At 57.5% G+C, this 25,020-nt stretch carries 26 protein-coding genes; 12 read left to right on the plus strand and 14 right to left on the minus strand.

Annotation, left to right across the window (positions count from 1 at the left end; translation table 11 throughout):
* The 3 genes from EOM25_05400 to EOM25_05410 form a co-directional block, all read right to left on the minus strand.
* Window positions 1–145: hypothetical protein (locus tag EOM25_05400; GenBank protein NCC24626.1), on the minus strand; the 145-nt coding region annotated here is incomplete at its 3' end.
* A gap of 126 nt (window positions 146–271) precedes the next feature.
* Complete coding sequence (locus EOM25_05405) at window positions 272–2,545, minus strand: CBS domain-containing protein (protein ID NCC24627.1); 2,274 nt, start codon at window positions 2,543–2,545, stop codon at window positions 272–274.
* A 50-nt stretch (window positions 2,546–2,595) separates the two neighbouring features.
* The gene (locus EOM25_05410; protein NCC24628.1) at window positions 2,596–2,979 is read right to left on the minus strand and encodes a response regulator; all 384 of its coding nucleotides are present in this window, start codon (window positions 2,977–2,979) and stop codon (window positions 2,596–2,598) included.
* Window positions 2,980–3,289: 310 nt separating this feature from the next.
* Here EOM25_05410 and EOM25_05415 point away from each other — a divergent pair, with 310 nt between their 5' ends.
* The 5 genes from EOM25_05415 (at window position 3,290) to EOM25_05435 (ending at window position 9,090) form a co-directional block, all read left to right on the plus strand.
* Window positions 3,290–4,345, plus strand: coding sequence for a zinc metalloprotease (locus EOM25_05415; protein NCC24629.1), 1,056 nt, complete (start codon window positions 3,290–3,292; stop codon window positions 4,343–4,345).
* A 203-nt stretch (window positions 4,346–4,548) separates the two neighbouring features.
* Complete coding sequence (gene yajC / locus EOM25_05420) at window positions 4,549–4,923, plus strand: preprotein translocase subunit YajC (GenBank protein ID NCC24630.1); 375 nt, start codon at window positions 4,549–4,551, stop codon at window positions 4,921–4,923.
* A gap of 90 nt (window positions 4,924–5,013) precedes the next feature.
* Window positions 5,014–6,615 (plus strand): protein translocase subunit SecD, encoded by a 1,602-nt coding sequence (secD, locus tag EOM25_05425; protein NCC24631.1) that lies wholly within the window; start codon window positions 5,014–5,016, stop codon window positions 6,613–6,615.
* Window positions 6,616–6,636: 21 nt separating this feature from the next.
* Window positions 6,637–7,719 (plus strand): protein translocase subunit SecF, encoded by a 1,083-nt coding sequence (secF, locus tag EOM25_05430; GenBank protein ID NCC24632.1) that lies wholly within the window; start codon window positions 6,637–6,639, stop codon window positions 7,717–7,719.
* A gap of 219 nt (window positions 7,720–7,938) precedes the next feature.
* Window positions 7,939–9,090 carry a hypothetical protein gene (locus EOM25_05435; GenBank protein NCC24633.1) on the plus strand — a complete coding sequence of 384 codons (1,152 nt, stop codon included), beginning with the start codon at window positions 7,939–7,941 and terminating at the stop codon, window positions 9,088–9,090.
* Window positions 9,091–9,245: 155 nt separating this feature from the next.
* On the opposite strand, the gene EOM25_05440 is transcribed toward EOM25_05435, so the two are convergent.
* From EOM25_05440 to EOM25_05460, 5 genes are all read right to left on the minus strand, one after another.
* Window positions 9,246–9,959 carry an ABC transporter ATP-binding protein gene (locus tag EOM25_05440; protein NCC24634.1) on the minus strand — a complete coding sequence of 238 codons (714 nt, stop codon included), beginning with the start codon at window positions 9,957–9,959 and terminating at the stop codon, window positions 9,246–9,248.
* Between the two features lie 2 nt (window positions 9,960–9,961).
* Entirely contained in the window at window positions 9,962–10,726 is a 765-nt protein-coding gene (locus EOM25_05445) for an ABC transporter ATP-binding protein (protein ID NCC24635.1), read from the minus strand.
* A complete protein-coding gene (locus EOM25_05450) occupies window positions 10,723–11,679 on the minus strand; it encodes a branched-chain amino acid ABC transporter permease (GenBank protein ID NCC24636.1) in 957 nt (318 codons plus the stop codon). The genes EOM25_05445 and EOM25_05450 overlap by 4 nt, the downstream gene beginning before the upstream one ends.
* Complete coding sequence (locus tag EOM25_05455; GenBank protein ID NCC24637.1) at window positions 11,679–12,584, minus strand: branched-chain amino acid ABC transporter permease; 906 nt, start codon at window positions 12,582–12,584, stop codon at window positions 11,679–11,681. Before EOM25_05455 ends, EOM25_05450 begins: the two co-directional genes overlap by 1 nt.
* A 108-nt stretch (window positions 12,585–12,692) precedes the next feature.
* Window positions 12,693–13,823 carry a branched-chain amino acid ABC transporter substrate-binding protein gene (locus EOM25_05460; GenBank protein NCC24638.1) on the minus strand — a complete coding sequence of 377 codons (1,131 nt, stop codon included), beginning with the start codon at window positions 13,821–13,823 and terminating at the stop codon, window positions 12,693–12,695.
* A 246-nt stretch (window positions 13,824–14,069) separates the two neighbouring features.
* Between EOM25_05460 and EOM25_05465 the strand changes: the two genes are divergently transcribed.
* The 6 genes from EOM25_05465 (at window position 14,070) to EOM25_05490 (ending at window position 17,978) form a co-directional block, all read left to right on the plus strand.
* Window positions 14,070–14,501 (plus strand): transcriptional repressor, encoded by a 432-nt coding sequence (locus EOM25_05465; GenBank protein ID NCC24639.1) that lies wholly within the window; start codon window positions 14,070–14,072, stop codon window positions 14,499–14,501.
* Window positions 14,502–14,666: 165 nt separating this feature from the next.
* Window positions 14,667–15,242 (plus strand): rubrerythrin family protein, encoded by a 576-nt coding sequence (locus tag EOM25_05470; protein NCC24640.1) that lies wholly within the window; start codon window positions 14,667–14,669, stop codon window positions 15,240–15,242.
* 55 nt (window positions 15,243–15,297) lie between these two features.
* Window positions 15,298–15,678 carry a desulfoferrodoxin gene (locus EOM25_05475; protein ID NCC24641.1) on the plus strand — a complete coding sequence of 127 codons (381 nt, stop codon included), beginning with the start codon at window positions 15,298–15,300 and terminating at the stop codon, window positions 15,676–15,678.
* 79 nt (window positions 15,679–15,757) lie between these two features.
* Entirely contained in the window at window positions 15,758–15,919 is a 162-nt protein-coding gene (locus tag EOM25_05480) for a rubredoxin (protein NCC24642.1), read from the plus strand.
* Between the two features lie 67 nt (window positions 15,920–15,986).
* Window positions 15,987–17,186, plus strand: a complete 1,200-nt coding sequence (locus tag EOM25_05485) for an FprA family A-type flavoprotein (GenBank protein ID NCC24643.1) — start codon at window positions 15,987–15,989, stop codon at window positions 17,184–17,186.
* Window positions 17,187–17,207: 21 nt separating this feature from the next.
* Entirely contained in the window at window positions 17,208–17,978 is a 771-nt protein-coding gene (locus EOM25_05490) for a HEAT repeat domain-containing protein (GenBank protein NCC24644.1), read from the plus strand.
* Here EOM25_05490 and lolA read toward each other — a convergent pair.
* The 6 genes from lolA to EOM25_05520 all read right to left on the minus strand — a co-directional run bounded on the left by lolA (window position 17,975) and on the right by EOM25_05520 (window position 23,397).
* The gene (gene lolA / locus EOM25_05495; protein ID NCC24645.1) at window positions 17,975–18,628 is read right to left on the minus strand and encodes an outer membrane lipoprotein carrier protein LolA; all 654 of its coding nucleotides are present in this window, start codon (window positions 18,626–18,628) and stop codon (window positions 17,975–17,977) included. The genes EOM25_05490 and lolA overlap by 4 nt on opposite strands.
* 19 nt (window positions 18,629–18,647) lie before the next feature.
* The gene (locus EOM25_05500) at window positions 18,648–20,294 is read right to left on the minus strand and encodes an acyl-CoA synthetase (GenBank protein NCC24646.1); all 1,647 of its coding nucleotides are present in this window, start codon (window positions 20,292–20,294) and stop codon (window positions 18,648–18,650) included.
* A 61-nt stretch (window positions 20,295–20,355) separates the two neighbouring features.
* Entirely contained in the window at window positions 20,356–20,916 is a 561-nt protein-coding gene (locus tag EOM25_05505) for a cupin domain-containing protein (protein ID NCC24647.1), read from the minus strand.
* 182 nt (window positions 20,917–21,098) lie between these two features.
* Window positions 21,099–21,407 (minus strand): glycoside hydrolase, encoded by a 309-nt coding sequence (locus EOM25_05510; GenBank protein ID NCC24648.1) that lies wholly within the window; start codon window positions 21,405–21,407, stop codon window positions 21,099–21,101.
* A gap of 4 nt (window positions 21,408–21,411) precedes the next feature.
* A complete protein-coding gene (gene glgA / locus EOM25_05515) occupies window positions 21,412–22,890 on the minus strand; it encodes a glycogen synthase GlgA (GenBank protein ID NCC24649.1) in 1,479 nt (492 codons plus the stop codon).
* A gap of 6 nt (window positions 22,891–22,896) precedes the next feature.
* Window positions 22,897–23,397, minus strand: coding sequence for an NUDIX hydrolase (locus EOM25_05520; GenBank protein ID NCC24650.1), 501 nt, complete (start codon window positions 23,395–23,397; stop codon window positions 22,897–22,899).
* A gap of 489 nt (window positions 23,398–23,886) precedes the next feature.
* Between EOM25_05520 and ald the strand changes: the two genes are divergently transcribed.
* Window positions 23,887–24,999: an alanine dehydrogenase gene (gene ald, locus EOM25_05525; GenBank protein NCC24651.1), complete on the plus strand. Its 1,113-nt coding sequence runs from the start codon at window positions 23,887–23,889 to the stop codon at window positions 24,997–24,999.
* Window positions 25,000–25,020 lie beyond the last annotated feature (21 nt).

Consider the following 25,020-nt stretch of genomic DNA (forward strand, 5'->3'; position numbering starts at 1 on the left):
CCACCCTACGGCCCAGTATGCCTCCCTGCCTATTGATCTCGTCCACCGCCATGCGCGCCGCCCGGATCTGGTCCAGCCCCTCCACCGAATAGGGTCCCGTGAGCGGATAGTTGATCCCCAGAAGGACCGGATCGGTATCAGGCATGGCAACGGCCTGAAGGGAAAAAAACAGGAAAGCGGCCCCCACGACCAGGACTCGGAACGCTCTCGCAGACCTTTTCTTGTCGCGATCAGACATGATCGTCCTCACCCCCTGGGCCCGGCCAGCCCCTCAATCGTCTTGATCCCCCTGTTCATGATCCGTGTCGTCGGACATGATCATGATCAGGACATCGTCGATGGTAGATACGGCCCGCATGGTTCCGGGATCGCCCAGGGCCCTTCCGGGCAAAAAAACCGTGCCCGAAAAACGATCCGAAAGATCGCCTTTCAATTCCTCGGGCTTGACGAAACTCAGCTTGCCGGCCGAGATCATGAGCATGTTCCCCCCGGACTTGTAGTTTGGGACGAGTATGCACTTCCGACCCTGGATACGGCCGCCCCGGATCAGTCCCCTGACCGTCTGGATCAGCAGGGTTTCATCCACCGGCTTGGGGATGGAGGCGTCCTGCCCCTGAATCTTGCGTCCGGGATAGGCCGAAAGAACGATCACCGGAATGTCCTTTGTGACCGGGTTGTCTCGCAGGTGCCGGATGGTCTCCCCTCCGTCCATACCAGGCATCATCAAGTCCATGACAATGCACTGGGGCAGCACTTCCTCGGCCACTTCCAGGGCCTTGCGTCCATCGGGCACGGTCACGATCCGGAACCCCTCGTCAGAGAACAATTGCGCCAGGTACTCCCGGATAGCCGAACTGTCGTCAACGGCCAGAACTATTGGGACCTGTGGGTCTCCGGCCCCGGAACTGACCGTCTTGATTTTCAGCGACATTTCCTTGACCGCCTGACCGGCCGTCGGAATGCGAAATCTAAAGGAGCTGCCCCGGCCGACCACGGACTCGGCCCAGATTCGACCCTTGTAGTGCTCCACGATTTCCTTGCAGATAGCCAGCCCCAGGCCCGTGCCGGAAATTTTCTGCCCCTGTCCCCTCTTCTCCAGTTGGTGAAACTTGTCGAAGATCTTGTTCACCTCGTCCGCCGGAATCCCTGGTCCAGTATCGACGACCCGAACCTCGACGAATTCGTTGTCCACGTTGACGGCCTCAACCGTGACCGAACCCCGATCCGTGAACTTGGCAGCGTTGCTCAAAAGATTGATCATCACCTGAAGCATCCGGTCCATGTCCACATAGACTGCCGGGAGATTCTCTTCCACCCGGATCTTCAACTCAACGCCTTCCTTGGCCTCAAACTGGGCCTGAAGCGAGTTTGCGGCGTGTAGAACAAACTCCGAAGCCTGAACAAGCTTGTCATGCCATTCGATCCTGCCGGCCTCGATCTTCGTCAGATCCAAAAAATCGTTGATCAGCCTGGTCATCCGCTCCCCCTCGTGGACCAGGATATTCAGGTTGCCAAGGATCTTCTCGCCCTGAGCCATGAGCTTTTCGTTGCCCTGGGCCAAGGGATGGAAATGGCGGGCGAAGGTCTTGCCGGTGATCTTGGCGAAGCCCAAAAGCGAAGTCAGAGGGGTGCGCAATTCGTGGGAAACCGAGGACAGGAAGGCCGACTTGATCTCGTCCAGATGCCGCAATTGCTGGTTCGAGAACTCCAGCTCCTCGCTCTTACGGGTCAGTTGTCTGGTCCGCTTGCGGATCAGGAACTCCAGGCTGGCGTGGCGCTTGATGAGAGCGACCACCATGTCCGTCTGGGTCACCAGGCCCACAAATCGGCCGGAGTCGTCGGTCACCGTAAGATGGCGAACGCCCAGGTCGTTCATCAGGGAGACTGCGTCGAAGGCGTAGACGCTCTCCTTGATCCCGTGGACCGGACCGCGCATGACCTCCTTCATCCTCTGATCGAGGACCTCCGGCCCGCCCGAAGCCAAACGACCGAGATCTCGCTCGGTGATGATTCCCACAGGACGTTCGTTCTCAACCACCGGGACACAACTGATGTTGTGGCCGAGCATGAGGTTCAGAGCCTCACGCACGGATGTTTCCTTCTGCGCCGTGAATATCTCCCTAGTCATGACCTCGCCCACGGTCTTGATCTCGGCCAGATATTCACGGCCCAGGCTGATCATCAGATCGGTGAAGGTCTTGATGCCCACTACCTTGCCACAAGCGTCGGTCAGCACCAAATGCCGAATCCGGTTCCCGCACATCCGGGAATAGACGTCGTAGAGGTCCTCGTTCTCCGAAACGGTGATCACCCTGGAGGTCATCACGTCCCGGACAAGATAGCCATCGAAGACGAGGCCGAACTTGAGAATGAAACGGACCAGATCCCGCTCGGTCAGGATGCCCACAGCCACATCCCCTCTGACCACGGGCAGGCATGAAATATTCTTGTCCCGCATCAGGGAGACGGCGGCCTTGAGCGTCTCCTCGGGGCCGATAACGTGAAGGTGTGTCGGCATGATCTTCCTTGGCGTTTCTTTGGTCATAGGTTCATCGCAGATCTGCAGGAAGCGGATTCTGACAGGATGGAGGCCGGCTAGGCTAACCCCAGCAGAACCTTGGACAAATCGAGCAGTTCGTCGGGATCGAAAGGCTTGGTCATATACCGGAAAGCCCCTGTTTCCAGGCCCTGCCTGCGGTCCGCCTCCTGGCCCTTGGCCGTCAGCAGGACGATTGTGATTCCCTGCAGGTCCGGATTGGAGGCCACGGCCTCGCAAACCTGATAGCCATTCATCCTGGGCATCATCACGTCCAAAAACACGAGATCCGGAAACTCGTGAACGATGACGTCCAAGGCCTCCTGACCATCCGAGGCCGCCAGAATGCGCACTCCGAAATCGTCCTCCAGCTCCTCCAAAGTCTGTTCCAGCAGCAGCCTGACATGCGCCTCGTCGTCCACGACGAGAATCTTCTTGCTCATTTCCTCGTTCCTTGCAGAGTCGCTCCGGAATATCGTGATCATTCTAAACAGTTTGCGGCCCTGTTGTCGAGTTCATATTCTGATAGATGACCGTCTGACATAAGGCAAAAAAAACCACGAACCTCCTCTGAGGAACGACTGAAATGGATTTTTGCCAAGCATCAGAAATATCAAAATAAACACAACAATTTCAAATTATTAAAAAATATAATTACTTGTTTTCCAGTCGTAGGCATTGCATAAAAAGCCCCTTCCGTGCAATATTTCAACCTAATGATATTCTAAAATTCGTTTTCAAAGAAGTTTCTCCGTGAGCGCATTCCGAATCAACCCTGTATTTTTAGCCGTTCTTGTAATCTTGACTTTCGTCCTAGCTGCCAAGGCTGAATCCAGACCCCATTCCACATTTTCCACGCAAGCCGATGGCCAAGTCGTGGTCGACGGCCTCGCTTTCGGCTCTATGCAAGCCTACCTGAACTCCGACTACTTTCGACTGTCCGGCAAACGCTGCGGAACCATGAGTCCCGAACGTATCGAAAGCGATCAGGGAAGCGCCCAGAAAAGCCTTTCCGACTGCACCACGGCACAAACCGTCATCCAAAACGAGTACTGGCCGAACACGGTTCTGACCATCCCGGTCGTGGTCCATATCATCCACAAAACCGATGGCACGGGAAATCTGGATGATGGCCGTATCAACCGCCAGATCGACGTCTTGAACAAAGATTATGCGGCCATGGCCGGGACCTTGGGCGAAGAAGGGTTTAATACCATGATCCAGTTCAGGCTGGAGACCGTCACCAGAACGGCCAACGACAACTGGTTCGACGACAACGACGAGGAGATCTACAAGACGGCCCTTGGCTGGGACCGGTCCCGCTACTGCAACATCTACGTCAACTCGGCCGGCGGCAACCTCGGCTACGCCTATTTTCCCCAGGACAGCCCCGGCGTTCGCGACGGTCTGGTCATTTTTTATGATGTCTTTGGAGGACGAAGGGAAGGCATTGCTCCGTACAACCAAGGCCGCACCGCCGTCCACGAAATGGGCCACTACCTGGGGCTCTACCACACATTCGAAGGCTACGAGGCCTGTCAGAACACCTACACCACCGGGGACCTGATCGTGGACACCCCGGCCGAGGCCGAAGATCATTACGGATGCACTCAGACCTCAACCTGCGCTTCGCCCGACCCCATCCACAACTACATGAACTACACCGACGACTCGTGCATGAACCAGTTCACTCGAGAGCAGGCCAACCGCATGGTCTGCTCGCTTCTCAATTATCGACCAGACCTCGCGGTCGATCCGCCGAAACCGAGGCCCATCACCCCTGTGTTCATGCTCCTCCTCGACGACTGACCCCACTGATCGCTTCGTCCTGATCGATGCCACTCGTCTGTTCCCCATCAATGCAGAAAAGGCCTCTCCTCGCAATGTCCTTGACAGTTCGAGCACCAGAAGTTTAGGAAACCACGTTCGGCCGCCACAAATCGCACAGGCTTCGGAAGAGCCTGGGCGTCGGCCCGAGACACAACTCAAGCCTCGCCAGACCAGGAGGGTTCATGTTTCTTTCAGATATCGCCTACGCCATGGGAACGACCGGAGACGCATCCGCTCAGGGCGGCAATCCGTTGACCGCCTTCATGCCCCTAATTATCATGTTCGCCATCTTCTACTTTCTGCTCATCAGACCACAGCAGAAAAAGGCCAAGGAACATCGCCAGACCCTGGCCAATCTGAACAAGGGAGACCATATCCTGACCAACGGCGGTCTGTATGGGCGGATCACCGCCATCGCCGAAGACGTTCTGACCGTGGACCTTGGCGAGGAGAATCTGGTTCGCATCAACCGCGGATACATTGCCGGACTGGCCGAGCCCAAGGCCGGAAACGGTGGTACGGCGGCCGCCGAACGGAAAAAAAAGGACAAGAAATAACGGGTTGGGAATCTGGCCCGAACAAGCTGGCAGAATTCGTCTGCCGGCTTGTTTTTTTTCATTTTTCACATCTCTCGAGGTTTTAGAGTTATGAATCGAAGCCTCCGTTGGCGGATCGTGCTTACCGTCTGCGTCGCGCTCCTGGCCATCGCCTACGTCTTGCCGACATTCCCCTCCCTCGTGACCGACGGGTTAAAGCGGATTCTACCCGAACGCCAGATCAGCCTGGGACTGGACCTCAAGGGAGGTATGCACCTGACCCTGGGTGTCGACGTCAAAAAAGCCGTGGCCAACTCCATGGCCCAAACAGGACGCAATCTTCGCGACGAGGCCCGGGAACAAAAAATTGCCGTATTCAGACCCGAGGTCACACCCGAGGGGATGCTGACCTTCGCTCTTCTCAAGAAGGACCAGCAGAAGCAACTTGAGGATCTTCTGGCCGCCAGCTTCCGCCAGGTGCAGATCGTCAACCGGGCCGACGAAGGCAACGATCGAATGGTCTACTCCCTGGCCCTCAAGCCGGAGGACCAGACAAATCTCGAGAAACTGACCATCGAGCAGGCCGTCAAGACTATCCGCAACCGCATCGACCAGTTCGGAGTGTCCGAACCGGACATCAGAAGGCAACAGGACAACCGAATTCAGGTTCAACTTCCAGGCCTCGACGATCCCGAGCGGGCCATCCAGATCATCGGCAAGACCGCCCATCTGGAGTTCATGCTCGTGGACGACACGGCCGATGTGAGCAAGGCCGTCCAGGGGGTCCTTCCTCCTGGCGACGCCCTCTATTTTCTGCACAAGAAACTGGCCGACGGAACCATCTCCAAACAGCCCATGGTCCTCAAGAGCGAAGTCGTCCTGACCGGTGAGTACATCACCGACGCCAGAACCCAGTTCGACTCATACGGACAGCCCTACGTGAGCCTCAACTTCAGCGATCGGGGAGCCAAAATCTTCGAACGGATCACGGCCGAAAATGTCAAGAAGCGTCTGGCCATCGTCCTGGACGGTGCCATCTACTCGGCTCCGGTCATTCAAGAAAAAATTGGTGGAGGCCGGGCCAGCATCTCCGGACAGTTCACCACCGACGAGGCCCACGATCTGGCCCTGGTCCTTCGGGCCGGCTCCCTGCCCGCCCCGGTGGAAATTCTCGAAGAACGGACCATTGGCCCCTCCCTGGGTCAGGAATCCATCGACAAGGGCGTGCTCTCGGCCCTGATCGGTGGCGCCTTGATCCTCGTCTTCATGATCGTTTACTACGGTTTTGCCGGAATCATCGCCGACATCGCCCTGATCTTTAACATCCTCCTTATCATGGCCGGCCTGGCCGGGTTTGGGGCCACACTGACACTGCCGGGCATCGCGGGTATCATTCTGACCATCGGTATGGCCGTGGACGCCAACGTCCTGATCTTCGAGCGCATTCGGGAGGAACTGCGCAAGGGCTTCTCGCCGCGAGCGGCCGTGGACGAGGGCTACAGCCGGGCCACCCTGACCATCCTGGACGCCAATGTGACCACCATCATCGCCGCCGTGGTTCTCTATCAATTCGGGACCGGTCCGATTCGCGGCTTTGCCGTGACCTTGACTCTTGGCATCCTGGCCTCCATGTTCACTGCCCTGTTCGTTTCCAGGATTCTGTTCGACTACTGGCTAAAAAAACGGCCGGCCAACGCCGCCCTGAGCATCTAAAAAGAGAGTGGAGACGAGACCATGGGACTGCGCATCATTCCCCCTGACACGAACATCAATTTTATCGGTGTACGCAAATACGCCTATGCCTTTTCGATCATTCTGATCCTCGTCGGCCTGATTTCCCTTGTCGTCAAGGGCGGGCCTCGCCTGGGCATCGACTTTGCCGGCGGCACCATCATCCAAATCGAATTCGACAAGGGTCTCGATATTGACCGGGTCAAATCCGCATTGAATGACGTGCCCCTGTCCGGTCTGACCATTCAGCGCTTCGGGCAGGATGACGAGAACACCGTTCTACTCCGGACATCCACCGAAGAGGCCAACCCGGAACAGATACGAGCCATGGTTTCCGAGGCCTTGGCCTCCAACATGGCTGACACTCCTTTCACGGTTCAAAGGCTGGAAATGGTCGGCCCGAAGGTTGGAGCCGACCTTCGGGGCAAGGCCCTTGAGGCCCTGTTTTACGCCGTGCTTCTCATTGCCATCTACATCTCCGGCCGATTCGAACAGCGATGGATGACCTCTGCCATCATGGCCGGTGGCCTGGCCGGAACCATCTACGTCCTTCAGCTTATGAGCCTGCCCACCACCTACCTGATCGTGGCCGCCATGCTCATCACGCTTGCGCTCTGCTGGTATCTGAAGCTCAACTATGCGCTGGGAGCCGTAGTGGCTTTGACCCACGACGTCATAGTCACCGTGGGAATTTTCTCCCTGTTGAACAAGGAATTCGACCTGACGATCATCGCCGCTCTGCTGACCATCGTCGGGTATTCGCTGAACGACACCATCATCGTCTTCGACCGCATCAGGGAGAACCTCCGGGGCAAGAGCGGCAAGTCTTCCTTGAGCCGTCTGGTCAACAAGAGCATCAACGAGACCTTGAGCAGGACCATCCTGACATCGGGCACCACCCTGATGGTCGTCTTCTGTCTGTTCCTCTTCGGCGGCGGAGTCATTCACGACTTCGCCTTCGCCCTGCTGGTCGGCATCTTCGTTGGTACCTACTCGTCCATTTACGTGGCCAGTCCCATTCTTCTCGGATTCGGCCCGACCCTTCCCGATTCTGAACCCGAAGACAGGGAGCGAGCCGCGGTCTGAGTCGGCTTCCAAAGTTTCATCGACACGAAAAAGGCCCGCAAATGCGGGCCTTTTTCGTGTCATGGCGCGTCCTTCTTTCGGAAAGTCGACCCTCCAAACGCCCGTCGCTGTTGCCGACGCGGAATCAAAATGCTATGGGGCGCCATCCGAGGGCTGTCCTGAATATCTCAAAATAATAGAACCGCGTACGACGCATCCTCGAGGTGCAGGGAGAAGGACATGAGTGATGATCGATACACCGTCGTCAGCAAGCAGTCATGGTTTTCCAGGCTGAGCGGATCCCTAAAGGCCGTCGGTCTGGGCGTCCTAATATTTTTGGCCGCTTGGCCCCTTTTATGGTGGAATGAAGGCCGGGCCGTCCTCACGGCCAAATCACTGGCCGAAGGAGCAGGAATCGTCGTTTCCGTGTCCGCCAACTGGATCGATCCCGCCAACGAGGGTAGACTGGTCCACGTCAGCGGTCGGGCCGAGACCGATGACACCTTGACCGATCCGGATTTTCCGGCCGCCAGCGTTACAGCCTTACGATTGGATCGCAAGGTCGAGATCTTCCAATGGATGGAACACCAGGAAACCACGGAAAAAAAGAACATGGGCGGATCAGTGGAGCGCCAGACCACCTATACATACTCCAGGGACTGGTCCTCTTCGCGAATCGATTCATCTCGTTTTCACCAGCCCTCCGGCCATGAAAACCCGTCATCGTTACCGTATGAACCGTTTTCTCTAACCGCAACGGATGTTACGATCGGAGCTTTCACCATGCCCCGTTCCCTGACCGACAAGCTGCCCGCGTCGGACACCGTGCGACTCGAAGGGATGGAATCGAAAAACACAACCAGACCTCGCGTCGTACGCGGCCAGTACTACATCGGGGCCAATCCTGACGAACCGGCTGTCGGCGACATGCGCATCCGCCACACCTATGCCCCGCAGCAGGATGTCAGTATCATCGCCCGCCAGCAGGGTAATTCCTTTGGCGGATACCAGACCAGCGACGGCCGTCGCACCCTGCTCATGCTCAAACCGGGACTGCACGACGCAAGTTCCATGTTCAGCGCAGCCCAGAGTGCGAACTCGACCTTGACTTGGCTACTCAGGGCGATCGGTTTCATTCTCATGCTCGCAGGGTTACGCATGATCTTCGGCATCGTCGGAGTCCTCGGCGATGTGGTACCCTTTATCGGCGACGTTCTTCGCCTTGGAACGGGACTGATCTCATTGGCCATCGCCCTTGCCTGCAGCCTGCTGGTCATCGCCATGGCCTGGATTTTCTATCGCCCTGTGCTCGGACTAGCCCTACTGACCGCTGCTGTCGCCGTTTTTGCCGGAGTGATCATGAAGGCCCGCAAGCATCCCCAGACTGCATAAAAAATCCCCCGCAGGGCAAACCCACCAGAAATCCCTCGGCGAGACGATTGAGTGCTTTTGCCGATAGCTAGCAAAAAACCGGCCAGGAACCTTTCCTGGCCGGTTTAATTCAAAAGGCCCGCCCATGCGGGCTATTTTTTCAACCCCAGAAAGATCTATCCTGCCGCCCCTCCGAGATAAGCGTTCTGAACATCAGGGTTTGCCAACAGAGCCTCGGCAGTATCCTCGAGCACGATATCGCCCACCTCCATCACATACCCACGGCTGGCTAATTTCAGAGCAGCCCTGGCGTTTTGCTCAACCAGGAGAACCGTCACTCCGGACTGGTTGATCTCTCGGATAGTGGCGAAAATCGAATTGACCAGGATTGGGGCCAGGCCCAGCGAGGGCTCGTCCAGCAACAAGACGTTCGGTCTAGCCATGAGGGCCCTGGCGATGGCCAGCATCTGCTGCTCCCCACCCGACAGGGTTCCGGCCAATTGACTTTCCCGTTCCTTGAGCCTCGGAAACAGTGTGTACACCCATTGTCTGGTGTCCCGGACGGCGTCGTGATTTTTGCGGGTAAAAGCCCCCAGACGAAGATTTTCGTCCACGGTCAGGGTTCCGAAAACCCGTCTCCCTTCCGGACATTGAGCGATCCCTCTTGTGACCACGGCATGGGCCGGCAGCGCGTGCAAGGGTTCGCCTCGCAAGTAGATCGATCCTCCCGAGGCTCTGACCAGACCGCTGATGGCCATGAGGGTGGTCGACTTGCCCGCCCCGTTGGCGCCGAGAATGGTGACGATCTCACCCTCCTCTATATGCAGACTCACTCCGTGCAAGGCCTCGACGTTTCCGTAACGCACGATGAGATTCTCAATTTTGAGCATTTCTAGTCCTCCGAGGTTCCCAGGTAGGCCTCGATCACCCTGGGATTGGCCTTGATCTCGGTTGGAGTCCCCTGGGCGATCATGGCCCCATGTTCGAGGACCACCAAGTGCTCGCAGATCTTCATGACCAAGTTCATATCGTGCTCGATGAGAAGAACCGTGATTCCCCTGTCCCGCACGGCCCGAATGAGGGAAATCAATTTCTGGGTTTCATGGTCGTTCATGCCCCCGGCCGGCTCATCCAGGATGATGAATTTCGGCTTCGTGGAAAGGGCCCGGGCGATTTCCAGAAGCCTCTGGTTGCCGTACGAAAGGTTCTTGGCCAATTGATCGGCCTGCCCGTCCAGACCGACAAAGGTGAGCTCTTTCATAGCCAGAGCCAATGCCTTGCGCTCCTCAGCCCTTTGGCCCGGCAAGCGGAGCATGGCCCCCAGGACGCCCGAACGCATCCGGCAATGACATCCGGCCAGGGCGTTCTCCAGCACCGTCATGTTCTGGAACAGACGAATGGTCTGGAAGGTCCGGGCAATGCCCAGGGCCACTATACGGTGCGTTGCAAGGCCGATCAAGTTGTGGCCCTGGAAAAGGACCTCGCCCGTGTCAGGCCGATAGTTTCCGGTGATCAGATTAAAAACCGTGGTCTTGCCGGCCCCGTTAGGTCCAATAAGTCCGACAATGGACCCATCCTCAATGTCGAAGGACACGTCGTTCACGGCCATCAGGCCGCCAAAAGATTTAGACAGGTTCTTGATGCCCAGAAGGCTCATAACGACGCCTCCCCGTCCTTGAGTGATTTTGTCGCGTACCGGCGAGGAAGCGGGGGAAGCAATCCCTGGGGACGAAAAACCATCATGGCCACCATGGCCGCGCCGAAAACGAGCATTCGGGCCGTTGCGAACTGCCGGAAAATTTCGGGGAGTCCAATGATCAGAAAGGCCCCGAGGATCACGCCTCGGATGCTCCCTGAACCGCCCAGGATGACGATGGTGAAAAAGACCACCGACTCCCAGAAGGAAAAGGATTCCGGGGCGATGATGGTCATCTTGGTGGCATAGATTGTTCCGACCATTCCGGCCCAAAAGGCCCCCAGGGTGAAGGCCACCAGTTTGTAGTGACCCGTGTCCACCCCGTTGCCTTCGGCCGCTACCTCGTCCTCCTTGATGTAGTTGAGGGCCCGGCCGAATCTCGAATGTGCCAGACGATGGAAAAAGAACACGGTCAGGCCGGCGAAAATCCAGATCAGGTAATAAAATTCCTGCGGCTTGCGGATGGTAAATCCGAACACACTCGGCCGGGATATGCCGAAGATGCCGTTGGCTCCTCCGGTAATGCCGAAGACGTTGTTGATCAAGGCGATGCGGGTGATCTCGACGATGCCGATGGTCACGATGAGAAGGTAGTCCCCCCGGAGATGAATGATGGGCCTGGCCACCACCATGGCAAAGACCGCAGCCACCAGGCCGCTCACGGGCATGAGCCAGAGAACCGGAACGTGGTAAGTCGTGTTCAGGATGGCCGTCGTGTAGGCTCCCATGGCGTAGAATGCCGCGTGGCCCATATGGAAGAGACCGGCGTGACCGAGGATAATGTTCAGGCTCAAAGCCAGTATGGCGTAGAGCCCGACGTTGTTCAAAACATCGGTCCAATAGGAGTCGAGAAACAGGGGCAGCACGGCCATGACGGCCACGAGTGGGATGTATAGGGCCAGGGACCGTTTCATCACACCTTCTCCGCGACCCGTTCACCGAGCAGGCCCGTTGGTCTGACGATGAGGATGAGAATAAGAACACAAAAGGCGATGGCGTCCTTCCATGCGACGGAGATGTAGGCCGCGCCCAGGGCCTCGATGACCCCAAGAAGAAGACCGCCGACCATGGCCCCCGGAATATTCCCGATCCCCCCCAGGATGGCCGCGGTAAAAGCCTTCAGGCCATAGACCCAGCCCATGGTGAAATTGACCTGCCCGTAGTAGAGTCCAACCATAAGCCCGGCCGCTCCACCCAGGGCCGGGCCGATAATGAAGACCAGCATGATTACCCGGTCGACGTTGATACCCATGAGCTTGGCCGCACCCTGATCAATGGCCGCCGCCCTGATGGCAGTGCCGAGCCTCGTTTTCTGGATGAAAAAATACAGAGCGAGCATGAGAACGAGAGAAGTTCCGAAGAGAATGATCCGCATGAGCGGGATATCCAGGCCAAGGACATTCACTGCCATCTTGGGCAGAATGTCGTGGGGATAGACCCTGAACCTGGCCCCGTAGATGAGCATGATGGTGTTCTGGAGAAAAATGGACGCCCCCAGGGCCGAAACCACCGCCGAAAGCCGGGGCGAGGACCGCAGGGGTTTGTAAGCCACACGGTCGAGGACCACTCCGACCACGGCCACCAGGCCCATGACCATGAGAGCCAGTACCAACACTCCGGCCAGAGGGCCTAGATGGTCGGTCAGACCAAGAGACAGGAGAACCGTAAGCCCAAGATAGGCCCCTATGGTGAACAGATCTCCGTGGGCGAAGTTGATGAGCTTCATGACCCCGTAGACCATGGTGTAGCCAAGGGCGATGAGGGCGTAAATCCCCCCCACGGCCAGTCCGTTGGTCAATTGCTGAAAAAATTGCTCCATTGGCCGTTCCTGCGCGTCGGTTGAGTGATGGCGGTAGTGGATGATCCGACAACCGGAACCGTCGGAAAAAGGGGCGAGGTCTAAAAGACCCCGCCCCATGAACCCGATCTAGGGAAGCAGGACGAAGTTGCCTGCGGCGTCGACCTCGTACACCCGGTACAAGTCACCGATACGGTCGCCCTTCTCATTGAATGAGATGTCCCCTGTCAGCCCCGGATACTTGTCCAGCTTTTCCTTGAGATACGAGGCGATGGTCGCCGGGTCTTCGCTCCCGGTCTTGGCGATGGCCTCGACAATAACATTAAAGGCGTCACCAGCCAGAACCGACCAGATGGACACGGGCATGGCCTTGAACTTGGCTTGGTAGGAGGCCAGGAAGGCCTTGGCGTCGGCCCGGTCCAAGTCCTGGGGCAGAGGCGGGCTCAGGAACATGAAGCCCTGGGCAGGTTCCTTGCCGGCGATCTTGACCAGGTCGCTGTTGTTGGTGGCGTCACCGCCGAGCATGGGCACCAGCCAGTTCATTTCCTTTTTCTGACGAAGCAGCAGACCGGCTTCGGGATAATAGCCGGTGAAAAAGATGACATCGGGGTTGGCGGCCTTGAGGTTCGTCAGGATGGCTGAATAGTCCTGCTCCTTGGGAGTCAGAGCATCGAAGAAGGCGATCTTCACTCCGTTGGCGTCCAGAATAGCCTTGGTCTCATCGGCCAAACCCTTGGCGTAGGACGTGTTGTCATGCAGGATGGCTACATTCTTGAACCCCTTGTCCATGATCGTCTTGGCCGCCACCTTTCCCTGCTCGTCGTCGCGGGGGCTAGTCCGGAAAAACTTGGCCAACCCCTTCTCGGATAGACGAACGGCCGTGGAGCCGGTGGCCACCTGAACGATGCCAGCCTCATCATAGATGTTCTGGGAGGCTTCAGTCACCGAAGAACCATACGTGCCGATGACGGCCGTAACACCCTTGGTGCTCAGGCGCTGGGCGGCCAAGGCGGCGGAGCGCGGATCGCCGGCGTCGTCCTCGACCACAACGGTCACCTGCTTGCCGAGCAGGCCTCCAGCCGCATTCAGTTCATCGGCCAGCAACTCCACGATCTGTTTCATGTCCTGGCCCTCACTGGCCCAAGATCCGGTCAGTGGGCACATGACGCCGATCTTGATTTCGGCGGCCAAGGACGATCCCGCGCCCAGGCCCAAGGCAAGAATCAGCGACACCAATACAAACACCATTCTCCTCTTCATTCGGATTCCTCCTGCGCGATGCATGGTTATGGGGTACACGACACCGGCACGTCACCGGATTAGTAAGGGACACGGGTCCGTCGGACCGGAAAACATCGAAACATCCTCGGTCCGGAGACGTTGGACCGATACCCGAAAGCCGCTTCAAAGGCAATAGGTTCGGGCGGCGACGATCAAGCGCTGCCCGATTCACCTCATCTCAACTCCTTGACAATGCATTCAATCAAGAATAGTTCTCAATCCATTATGAAAACGGAACTCGGACCTGATCGAAGGATCACTAAGCAACGGCGTGTCATCCTCGACATTCTCAAAAGCCTCAAATCGCATCCGACTGCGGACGAGCTCTACGATCTCGTCCGTCCGGTCATGCCAAGCATCAGCCTCGGCACCGTCTACCGGAACCTCGAAGTCCTCAGTAGCTGCGGCTTGGCCCGGACTATCCAGGGCTTCGGCAATAAGATGCGCTTTGACGGAGACGTAAGCCCGCACCATCATGTCATCTGTGAATCATGCGGCTCAATAGGGGATGTCTGGGGATTCAAGATCGACGCCTCGGCCCCGGACGGGGACGCTGCGTCGGATTTCCAAATCCGTGACTTCGAGGTTGTCTTTCACGGTCTCTGCCCTCGTTGCCGAGGGGCGGCGAACCACGCCGAAGAAGAGCCGACGTACTGAACCGACCGCGCCCTTCCCCCTGCCCCCCTTTACAGATTCCGGCGGCGGTCTTAGCATTGAAACCGTTTCTTTCGGCGAAGCGGCGTCATTTGCATCAGCGACTTTATTTGCCGCGTCGAAAGTTATTCCCTGTTGCCTTCAACACCGAAACCAAGAGAGGCGTACATGAAACCGATCAAAGGCACCCAGACCGAAAAAAACCTCCTCATCGCCTTCAGTGGTGAATCACAAGCTAGGAATAGGTACACGTATTTCGCCAGCGTGGCCAAAAAAGAAGGATACGTTCAGATTTCCGACATCTTCACCGAAACTGCCAATCAGGAAAAGGAACACGCCAAGCGTCTCTTCAAATATTTGGAAGGTGGTGAACTCGAAGTATGCGCCTCCTATCCGGCCGGAGTCATCGGCTCAACCGTGGACAACCTTTTGGCCGCTGCCGACGGTGAACAGCATGAGCATGAGAGCATGTACCCGGAATTTGCCCAAACGGCCGAAGCCGAGGGGTTTGCGGAATTGGGCGCGGTGTTCAGGGCCATCGCCGTGGCCGAAAAGCAGCACGAAAAACGCTACCGCGACCTGGCCGCCAACATCAAGGCCGGCCGTGTTTTCCAGAAGGATGCCTGTGTGGTCTGGAGATGCCGAAACTGCGGATACATCCACACGGCCCAAGCAGCTCCAAGGGTCTGTCCGGCCTGCGACCATCCCCAGGCCCACTTTGAACTGCTGGGTGAAAACTGGTAACCATGGTTGAAACGATCAGTTCTTGATTACAATCGAACGAAACACGGGAGGAGTCATGGCCAAGCAATATGAAATCTACAAATGTGAGATCTGCGGAAACATCATTGAGGTTTTACACGGAGGAGCCGGGGAACTGGTCTGCTGCGGACAGCCAATGAAGCTCATGGCCGAGGGCACTATCGACGCCAGCAAGGAAAAGCATGTCCCAGTCATTGAAAAGACGGACACAGGCTTCAAGGTCATTGTAGGTTCAGTCGTCCATCCAATGGAAGAAAAACACTACATCGAGTGGATTGAGCTCATTGCAGACGGCAGATCCTACAAGGCATTTCTGGCTCCCGGGGCCAAGCCCGAGGCCGAGTTTTGCATCCAGGCCCAAAAAGTCACGGCCAGGGAATATTGCAATATTCACGGACTCTGGAAGGCAGAGGGCTGATCCGCCACCGGGTGGCCTCGTGGCCAAAAATCTGAAAGGGCAAGGAACATACCCACCGCATAACCACAGGAGATTCGACATGGATCGATACATCTGCACCATCTGCGGATACGTCTACGACCCGAAGGACGGTGACCCGGACAACGGTGTCAAGCCCGGAACCGCCTTTGCTGATGTGCCCGATGATTGGACCTGTCCCATCTGCGGGGCGGCCAAGGACGACTTCCAGAAAGAAGGCTGATCCTTTTTATCCCCCGCTCCGGCGGGGGATTTTATTTTAACCCTCAACGACAAACGGAATCGACATCATGCCCGCTATCGAAATAAAGAAAAACGTGTTCTGGGTCGGAGTGTTGGACTGGAACCTCAGAAACTTTCACGGCTATTCCAGGTCCGATAGGGGTACGACCTACAACGCCTACTTGATCTTGGACGACAAGATAACCCTGGTAGACACGGTCCCCTTTGAATTTCGCATGGACCTCTACCATCAGATCCGGGGTCTCGTGCCCCTGGAAAAAATCGACTACATCATTTCAAACCACATGGAGCCCGACCATGCCGGGGCCCTGGACTGGATCGTCGAACGGATCAATCCAGAAAAGATATTTTGCTCGACCATGGGCAAAAAAATCCTCGACGACCAATTTCACGGCCGCCAATGGCCCCTGGAAGTGGTCAAGACAGGGGACACCCTGTCCCTGGGCAAGAAGACCGTCCGGTTCATGGAAACCAGGATGCTTCACTGGCCCGACAGCATGTTTTCCCTCCTGGTCGAGGATAGGCTTCTCTTTTCCAACGATGCCTTTGGACAGAACATCGCTTCGTCCAAAATCTTCGACGACGAGCACGACCTTGAGGACCTGCTCCGGGCCTCATCCCACTACTACGCAAACATCATCCTGCCCTTCTCCAACCTTGTTCTGAAGACCCTGCAGGCCGTGGCTGACGCAAAGCTTGACATCGACATGATCGCCCCGGACCACGGGGTTGTCTGGCGCTCCCACGTCGCTGACATCCTCAAGGCCTACGGCCGGTTCGCCCGCCAGGAGACCGCGCCCAAGGCCGTCATCGCCTACGACACCATGTGGAAGAGTACCGAAAAAATGGCCAAGGCCGTGGCCGAAGGCCTTCTGGAAAAGGGTGTCGAGGCCCGTCTCATGCACCTCAAGTCGTACCACCACAGCGACATCATGGGAGAGCTGGCCGACGCAAAGGCCCTTGTCATCGGGTCCCCGACCCACAACAACGGCATGCTCCCCCTGGTGGCCGATCTTTTGACCTATGTCGAGGGATTGCGGCCTCAGAACAGGATCGGAGCGGCCTTCGGCTCCTATGGATGGAGCGGCGAGGCCGTGAAGAAGATTTCGGATTGGCTGTCCTCGGCCGGATTCGAGGTCGTTGAGGGAGTCAGAGCCAAATATGTCCCCACCCACGATGCCCTGGCCCAGAGCAAGGCCCTGGGGCACTCACTGGCTGAAAAAATCAAGGAAACATCCAACCAATAAAACGAGTGGGGTCCGGCCCCCATGGTCCGGACCCCGAAAAATCGGAGGGAAATCTTGGCTCGAACCACCGGCACGGAAACCGGGTCTCCTGTCAGCGGCCGAAAAGTCAAACTCCAGGTCTTCGAGATCCTCGAGGACGCCTCATGGGAAACCCGTCTGCCCGAGCTTCTCGAACTTCCTTCAGCCAAGGTCGTGGGACCTTTGTTTTCCTCGCTTTACAACGCCGACCCATTGGTCAAATGGCACGGGGTCACAGCCTTTGGCCTGATCGTCCCGGCCATGGCCGATCAAAGGATGGAGAGCGGCCGTATCGTCCTGCGTCGATGCATGTGGTCCCTGAGCGACGAATCCGGAGGTATCGGCTGGGGCATCCCCGAAACCATGGGGGAAATCCTGACCAACCACAAAACCCTGGCCGAAGAATTCCACTCCATTCTTCTCTCCTACATCAAGGAAAGCGAAGACTCTCCGGACAATTATCTCGAGTACGCACCCCTCAGACGAGGCGCAGTCTGGGCAGCTGGCCGTCTGGCCGAGACCAAACCTGATTTGGCTGTCAAGGCCGCTGCCGATCTGCGATCATGCCTGAGCGACCCCGATGCCTCAATCAGGGGTACAGCCTGCTGGGCCTTGGGATTTCTCCAGGGCCACTTCTCCCCGAACGATCTGGAACCGCTTCTATTCGACGATGCCAACCTCGACCTCTACAAAAAGCGAAAACTCGCCTCGGTCACCGTTGCCGGTCTTGCCCGTGAAGCCCTGGAAGGAACCTCCGGCGGAACCCGGATCTAGCCTCCAAGCTCGGGATTCTCCAAAACGTCCACCCCATCCGGAGGGGTGAACGTGAAGACTTCCGAGTCCAAAGGGGCGTTGACCTGCATGTCTCGGAGTTCTAGCTCGTTTCCGTTGCCGAAGAAGTCGACCAGCAGGATCCGGCGCAGCAGAGCCGATTCTGGCTCGACCCAAAGATAGGCAAGGACCAGGCTTGGTTCAGGTTCCTTGGGCACGAGCCTCAATTTGGCCAAACCGTCGTCAACTCCCTGATCGGTCACGTTGAAGTCCTCCTCCAGCATGGCCTGACCGGATATGAAGCGGAGCATGGTCTTGGACGAGAAGACCTGCCCGGCCGGGTAGGTGTAGGCCACTTCCTCATCCGGAAAATAGTCCCAGACGATCTCGGGACCGACGACCAGAATTTCCCGCTCCGGGGCTGTGGTCTCCCATCGGACCAGCCCGGGTTTCTTGAATTGAATAACCCCGCTCCGGTCCCTGACTTCCTGGGTCGCCGCGTTGGTCAGCTTCTGTGCGAAATCGGTTTGAAAGGATTCAATGGACTCGTAGGCTTTCTGGACCCGTCCGGCCAGGCCATCGGCCAAGGCTGGCTGCCAGATGGCCGCCAGTACCAGAACAACAAACACAATAGTCAATCTGCGACGTAACATACTTTCTCCTTGCGATTACTCAGCGAATCGCATCCCTGGCCCGAATCTCGGCCCGCTTGATTTTTCCACTGATGGTCTTGGGCAGTTCCTGAACGTATTCAATCATCCGCGGATACTTGTAGGGGGCCGTGACCTTCTTGACATGAGCCTGGAGTTCCAAGGTCAGCCGCTCGGAAGGCTCAAACCCCGGGGCCAAAACCACCGTGGCCTTGACCGCCTGGCCCCGAACCGGATCCGGCACTCCGGTCACCGCCGCCTCGACCACAGCCTCGTGCAGGATGAGGGCGCTCTCTACCTCGAAGGGACCGATCCTGTACCCGGAACTCTTGATCAGGTCATCCACCCGGCCCAGGAACCACAAGTATCCGTCCTCATCCATCCAGGCCTTGTCGCCGGTTCTGTAATACCCGTCTCTCATGGCCGCCGCTGTCTTCTCCTCATCCTTGAGATAGCCGTCCATCAGGCCGACAGGCTTCCCCGTGGAGATATCGACGCAAATTTCGCCTTCCACGCCGGGAGGACAGATACGGCCCTCATCGTCCAGAAGCACGATGTTCCAGCCCGGTGTCGGCCTGCCGATGGAACCCGGCTTGGCCTCCATGAACGGAAACGTGGCCACCTGCAAGGTGGTCTCGGTCTGTCCATAGCCCTCGTGGATGGGCAGGCCCGTGGCCTCCTTCCAGGCATGAAAGACCCCTTCGTTTAAAAGCTCCCCGGCCGTGGTGCAGTGACGCAGAGCCCGTAGGTCATAGTCGGTAAGATTCGTGCGGATCAAAAACCGATAGACCGTGGGCGGTGCGCAAAACCCGGTCACCCTGTGCTCGGCCAAGACCTTGAGAAGGACGTCGGGATCGAACTTGCCTCTGAAATCATAGACAAAGACCACCGCCCCGGCCATCCACTGGCCGTAAAACTTCCCCCAAACCGCCTTGCCCCAACCGGTATCGGCCAGGGTCAGATGGATGTCTCCGGGCTCCAGATCATGCCAGTACATGGCTGTGGTCAGATGTCCAAGGGGATAGAAGTGACTGTGCTGGACCATCTTAGGTTGGCCGGTGGTTCCCGAGGAAAAAAAGATTAGAAGGGGGTCGTTGCCTCCCACATGAGGTGCGGGGCGCTCGAAAACCGGCGAGGCGGCTTCGACGCGCTCCTCGTAGGACGCCCATCCGGCTCTCGGGCCATCGGAACCCACGACCAGGAGCATCTCCAATCCGGGGCAGGAGGCCCGGGCCGCGTCGACGTTCCCGGCCACCGAGAACTCGGCCACGACGCCCTTGATCTCAGCGAAGCGGACTCGGTACTCAATGTCTTTGGGGGTCAGCAAATTGGGTGATGGGATGGCCACGGCACCGATCTTGTGCAAAGCCAGCATGGTCACCCAAAACTCAACCCGTCGACAGAGAATGACCATGACCCTGTCCCCCCGGCCAATGCCCATGGATTTCAGGACGTTGGCCAGTCTCGAGGATCTCTCCGAAAAAAAAGTGTATGTGTATTCCCGACGGCAGTGGTGGGTGTCGACGTGGATCATGGCCAGGGCATGTCCGTCGCGTTCGGCCCTGACATCCATCGCGTCAAAGGCGAAGTTGAATCCTTCCGGACAGACCGGGACGAAGGTCGAAACAAAATCGTCGTAACTCGTGAAGCGTCGCTTTTCAGGCAGCATTTCCTCTCCTGGAATGATGTATCTGTGGGAAGGACAAAAGCGGGCGGGACCCGATCACAGGCTAAATGATCACGTCCAAAAAGACGGCCGGCCGGCCGTCCAGGCCTCGCAGTGAGTGAGGGGTCCGGGACGTGAAGTACAGGCTGTCTCCGGGCTCCACAACGACAACGCGTTCCCCGAGAACGACCTCTAGGCGGCCTTCAAGGCCGAAGATGAACTCCTGGCCCGGGTGCTCGTTGAAGGTCGCTTCATGCCCCTCCCTAGGCGGGACCGTGACCAGAAAGGGCTCCATCCTCCGACCAACGAACCGGTAGGCCAGGCTCTTGTAGTCGTAGTCTTTTCGGCGTTCGACACTCATGCCACGACCCTGTTTGACTAGAGAAAACCCGTGCAGATGGGATTCTTTCCCCGAAATCAGCACCGTCAGGTCTACGCCATACTTCTGGGCGACATGAAAGAGATAGCTGACCGGAATCTCGGCCGCGCCACCCTCGTAGCTCTCGACATCGGCCGCAGAAACTTCAAGATCCCCGGCCATCTCATCCAGACTCAGCCCCAGCGCGTCCCGCAGCCCCCGGAGCCTGGGGGCGATCTCCTTGCAGCTCTGAGTGTTCACATCCATTGTTTCTCCCGTGGTGTGTTTCGAATCGACTCGCCAGACAAGTCGATCTCTTCCTGAAAACGACAAAAACGGCCCGTTCCCTCCTGTCTTATTGAAAGGTGGGATAGCGGACCGGTTTCCTTCATTGAACCGAGACGGACAAAGATTTCAAGCTAAAAATCAGGAAACCGTCTCGGCCGAAATTAGACCGACACGACTGAATTCTCGGAGTTACCAAACGGGGTCGGACGATAGCCGTCGGCCGACCAATCGTTCTCCCAATCCATCTCGTCGATGAGATAGCGGAACTGATAATCCCGATCGGTTTCCAAATCGAGCTGGAGTTTGAACGACCCGTCCTTGAGACGTTGCATAGGCATGGCGTAGATGTCCCACCCGTTGAATTCCCCGACCAGATTCACGCTTCCGGCCCCAGGTGCCATCTCAGCCGGAACCCGGAAGGTCACCTTGCAGATCGGCTTTGTTTTCAGATACTTCTTTTCCAGACTCATTATCTCATCCTCCTTTGAAGCCACCACCGACCGAGCCAACCAGTTTGCCCAGGCTGCGGTAAGCCTTCATATAGCTTAACGCGGACACATTCCATGAAAAATCCACGCTCATTCCTCGAATTTGCAGAGCCTTCCAGGCCTTGGGATCCGACCATACGCCGACGGCCTGATCAATGGCTCCCAGGAAATCTTCCCCGGTCGGGCTCTGAAACGTGAACCCGTTGGCCTGAGGATCGGGATAGGGGACGATAGTATCCTTGAGCCCGCCGACGGCCGTGGCCACTGGAGGAGTCCCATAACTCAAGCTGTACATCTGGGTCAGGCCGCAGGGCTCATATCTGGAAGGCATCAGAAAAATGTCCGACCCGGCCTGAATCTGATGGGCCAACTCCTCAGTGTAGCCGACCACGGCACAGACCCGGCCCGGGTAGAGTTCCGAGGCCTCCATGAGCCTCGCCTCGAACGCGGTCCCGCCCTCGCCCAAAACCACCAGGCCCACATTGCGCTTCATGAGCCTGGGCAATATCTCTAGGACGATATCAATCCCCTTCTGCTCTCGCAACCGGCCAATGAAGCCCAAAATTGGCCTCCGGGCCAGGCCCGGGTCGAGACCCAGGTCCTCGATCAGGAACTCCTTGCACATCTCCTTGCCCCGAAGATCGTCCCTGCCGTATCTGGCGTGAAGAAACATGTCGGCCTCGGGATTCCAGACCGAACGATCCATCCCATTCAAGATACCGACCAAACGATCCCGACGGCTCTGTAGAACTCCCTCCAGGCCGCACCCGAACTCCGGGGTCAAAATTTCCCGGGCGTAACTCGGGCTGACGGTGGTTATCAAATCGGCGTAGGAGATGCCCGCCTTGAGAAGGTTGAAGCCTCCATGAAACTCGGCCCCGTGTATGTTCCAGGTCCAGTCAGGCAGCCCGCTGTTCAAGAACAGACGGGACGAGAACCAGCCCTGAAAGGCCAGGTTGTGAATGGTCAGAACCGAGGCCGTCCCCGACCAGAAGGGGTCCTCCAGACGCCAGGCGTAAAGAAAGGCCGGCACCAAAGCAGCGTGCCAATCGTGGACATGGACGATCTCCGGCGCCTGCCCCAGACGCTTGATGATCGACAAGACCGCCCGGCAAAAAAAAATGAATCGCTCGCAATTGTCGAAATAGTCACCATGATGGGTGCAATAGTAATTCCGGCGGTCGAAATACTCCCCACGATCGACAAAATAGACGGGCATGCCCTCGAAATCGGCCTTGTAGACGTCGGCCGTGATGTCCGGCCAAGGATAGCCCACGGGACAATTTTCGGCCACAAGCCGCATCTTGTAGCGCGAGGTCGAAATCCGGCCGTAGAACGGGGTGATCACGCTGACGTCGAGCCCCATCTTGTGCAGGGTCAGGGGTAACACCCCCATGACGTCGGCCAACCCTCCGCTCTTGGAAAACGGATAGATCTCTGAAGCGGCAAAGACGATGCCCTGCATACCTCGTTACAAACTCCTTCGATCGAAACCCTTTCCAGTTCCGGATACGGGATTGAACCGGGCCCTGACTTCAACAAAGTCCTCAAGGATTGAACCGTGGTCGAAGGCCAAGTCTCCGGGCAGGGCGTCAAGCGGAAAAAATCGGGCCTCGGCGGCGTCATCTCCCCCCCGAGGATCCGCATCGACCACGCAGATGGCCGTGAAGACCACGCTCATGGTATGCCCTCGAGGATCTCGGCGAGGATCAGAATAGATCCCCAGCAGGCCCGTGAGTTCGACCTCGAGACCCGTCTCCTCCAGAGCCTCCCGCACGGCGGCCGTCTCGACCCGCTCGCCATAGTCCACGAATCCACCAGGCAGTGCCCATCCCAGAGGGGGATTTTTGCGCCGGACAAGAACAACTCCCCGCCCCGGTCTGTGAATGATCACGTCCACCGTCGGAAAAGGATTGCGGGCTCGGCTCAAGACCGCCCCGCCGCAATGGGGACATTCTGTGGCGCCAAACACTTGAGTCGATTTCAGGTTGACGACATGACGACCTTGGCCCTACTAGCGGGCTGACCTGTACACAATTCGGGAACTACCACAGCCCAGCTCAGTCGTCCACTGGTATCGGGCCGAAGTCAGGGATACTGGCCAGCTACAAAAAAACCGGCTGACTGGGGACCACCCCCGGTCAGCCGGCTTTTGCAAAAGGAGGAAGATTGTCTTCTCTAATGCAAAACTGGTTCCATTCGACGAACAAAAGGGATGTTCTTCCAACAACATAATGTTTTACTGAATTTTTTTTTGAAATGAAGATTCCCGTTTATGTGGAACTAATGATCGTCGAGGGTACAAATTTTTCAACCACTGGTCTGGAAAAGCCTGATGGCTCCAAGGATACCGGTTCAAATTTTTCAACCGACAAAACGTCGAAGCGGGTCTGAAACGAAACGGCAGGACCCGATCGAGACAACCCATCATGGACATCTAACACACTATAGGGAGGCATTCATGCTCGTCGGCATACTAAAAGAGATCAAGGTCGAGGAAAACAGGGTCTGCATGACCCCGGCCGGGGCGGAGATGATGATTCAGAACGGGCACACCGTTCTGGTGGAGACCATGGCCGGAGTCGGCAGCGGTTTTCCTGATGAGGCCTATGTCCAGGCCGGAGCCAGCATCGTTAAGACCCCAGCTGAAATCTTCGCCAAGAGCGACATGGTCATGCATGTCAAGGAACCACAACCCTCCGAATACCAGATGGTCAAAAAAGGGCAGATCGTCTTCACGTATTTCCATTTCGCAGCTGACGAACAGCTGACCAAGAATTTTCAGAAAACAGACTCCGTGGCCATCGCCTACGAGACCGTGGAGGACAAGAATCATCGTCTTCCCCTGCTCACGCCCATGAGCGAGGTGGCTGGCCGCATGGCCGTGCAAGAAGCGGCCAAGTACAGTGAACGGATTCATGGCGGCCGGGGCATCCTCTTCGGCGGGGTGACCGGCGTGGCCCCGGCCACCATCCTCGTCCTCGGGGGAGGCATTGTCGGGACCAACGCAGCCCTCATGGCCGCAGGGCTCGGAGCCAGGGTCTACATCCTGGACATGAACCTGGACCGACTCCGCTACCTTTCGGAGATCATGCCCAAGAACTGTATCCCGCTCATGTCCTCCCCGGCCGCCGTCCGTGAACTGTCGAAAGAGGCCGACGCGGTCATCGGAGCCGTGCTGGTCATCGGGGCCAAGGCCCCCAAGCTCATCACCCGGGAAATGCTCAAGGACATGAAGCCCGGTGCGGTCCTCGTGGACGTGGCCATCGACCAGGGCGGCTGTTTCGAAACGTCCAAGCCGACGACCCACAACAACCCGACCTACACCGTGGACGGCATCGTCCACTATTGTGTGGCCAACATGCCCGGGGCCGTGCCCATCACCTCTACCATCGCTCTGACCAACGCCACACTGCCCTACGCCATCCGCATCGCCAACATGGGCTGGAAAGGGGCCTGTCAGGCTGATCCAGGCCTCAAAAGGGGCCTGAACATGGTCAACGGCAAGATCACCTACCGCGAGGTGGCCGAGGCCTTCAATCTCGACTACACGCCTGTGGACGAGTTCTTCTGATAACCATCTCAAGCCCGAAAG

It is taken from the genome of Deltaproteobacteria bacterium (assembly GCA_009929795.1).
Lineage (GTDB): Bacteria > Desulfobacterota > Desulfovibrionia > Desulfovibrionales > Desulfomicrobiaceae > RZZR01.

What these genes read in the sequence shown, in the direction of transcription:
- EOM25_05405 (NCC24627.1), bottom strand. Translation starts at nt 2,545, where the DNA reads ATGACCAAAGAAACGCCAAGGAAGATCATGCCGACACACCTTCACGTT.
- EOM25_05410 (NCC24628.1), bottom strand. Translation starts at nt 2,979, where the DNA reads ATGAGCAAGAAGATTCTCGTCGTGGACGACGAGGCGCATGTCAGGCTG.
- yajC (NCC24630.1), top strand. Translation starts at nt 4,549, where the DNA reads ATGTTTCTTTCAGATATCGCCTACGCCATGGGAACGACCGGAGACGCA.
- secD (NCC24631.1), top strand. Translation starts at nt 5,014, where the DNA reads ATGAATCGAAGCCTCCGTTGGCGGATCGTGCTTACCGTCTGCGTCGCG.
- secF (NCC24632.1), top strand. Translation starts at nt 6,637, where the DNA reads ATGGGACTGCGCATCATTCCCCCTGACACGAACATCAATTTTATCGGT.
- EOM25_05435 (NCC24633.1), top strand. Translation starts at nt 7,939, where the DNA reads ATGAGTGATGATCGATACACCGTCGTCAGCAAGCAGTCATGGTTTTCC.
- EOM25_05440 (NCC24634.1), bottom strand. Translation starts at nt 9,959, where the DNA reads ATGCTCAAAATTGAGAATCTCATCGTGCGTTACGGAAACGTCGAGGCC.
- EOM25_05445 (NCC24635.1), bottom strand. Translation starts at nt 10,726, where the DNA reads ATGAGCCTTCTGGGCATCAAGAACCTGTCTAAATCTTTTGGCGGCCTG.
- EOM25_05450 (NCC24636.1), bottom strand. Translation starts at nt 11,679, where the DNA reads ATGAAACGGTCCCTGGCCCTATACATCCCACTCGTGGCCGTCATGGCC.
- EOM25_05455 (NCC24637.1), bottom strand. Translation starts at nt 12,584, where the DNA reads ATGGAGCAATTTTTTCAGCAATTGACCAACGGACTGGCCGTGGGGGGG.
- EOM25_05460 (NCC24638.1), bottom strand. Translation starts at nt 13,823, where the DNA reads ATGAAGAGGAGAATGGTGTTTGTATTGGTGTCGCTGATTCTTGCCTTG.
- EOM25_05465 (NCC24639.1), top strand. Translation starts at nt 14,070, where the DNA reads ATGAAAACGGAACTCGGACCTGATCGAAGGATCACTAAGCAACGGCGT.
- EOM25_05470 (NCC24640.1), top strand. Translation starts at nt 14,667, where the DNA reads ATGAAACCGATCAAAGGCACCCAGACCGAAAAAAACCTCCTCATCGCC.
- EOM25_05475 (NCC24641.1), top strand. Translation starts at nt 15,298, where the DNA reads ATGGCCAAGCAATATGAAATCTACAAATGTGAGATCTGCGGAAACATC.
- EOM25_05480 (NCC24642.1), top strand. Translation starts at nt 15,758, where the DNA reads ATGGATCGATACATCTGCACCATCTGCGGATACGTCTACGACCCGAAG.
- EOM25_05485 (NCC24643.1), top strand. Translation starts at nt 15,987, where the DNA reads ATGCCCGCTATCGAAATAAAGAAAAACGTGTTCTGGGTCGGAGTGTTG.
- EOM25_05490 (NCC24644.1), top strand. Translation starts at nt 17,208, where the DNA reads ATGGTCCGGACCCCGAAAAATCGGAGGGAAATCTTGGCTCGAACCACC.
- lolA (NCC24645.1), bottom strand. Translation starts at nt 18,628, where the DNA reads ATGTTACGTCGCAGATTGACTATTGTGTTTGTTGTTCTGGTACTGGCG.
- EOM25_05500 (NCC24646.1), bottom strand. Translation starts at nt 20,294, where the DNA reads ATGCTGCCTGAAAAGCGACGCTTCACGAGTTACGACGATTTTGTTTCG.
- EOM25_05505 (NCC24647.1), bottom strand. Translation starts at nt 20,916, where the DNA reads ATGGATGTGAACACTCAGAGCTGCAAGGAGATCGCCCCCAGGCTCCGG.
- EOM25_05510 (NCC24648.1), bottom strand. Translation starts at nt 21,407, where the DNA reads ATGAGTCTGGAAAAGAAGTATCTGAAAACAAAGCCGATCTGCAAGGTG.
- glgA (NCC24649.1), bottom strand. Translation starts at nt 22,890, where the DNA reads ATGCAGGGCATCGTCTTTGCCGCTTCAGAGATCTATCCGTTTTCCAAG.
- ald (NCC24651.1), top strand. Translation starts at nt 23,887, where the DNA reads ATGCTCGTCGGCATACTAAAAGAGATCAAGGTCGAGGAAAACAGGGTC.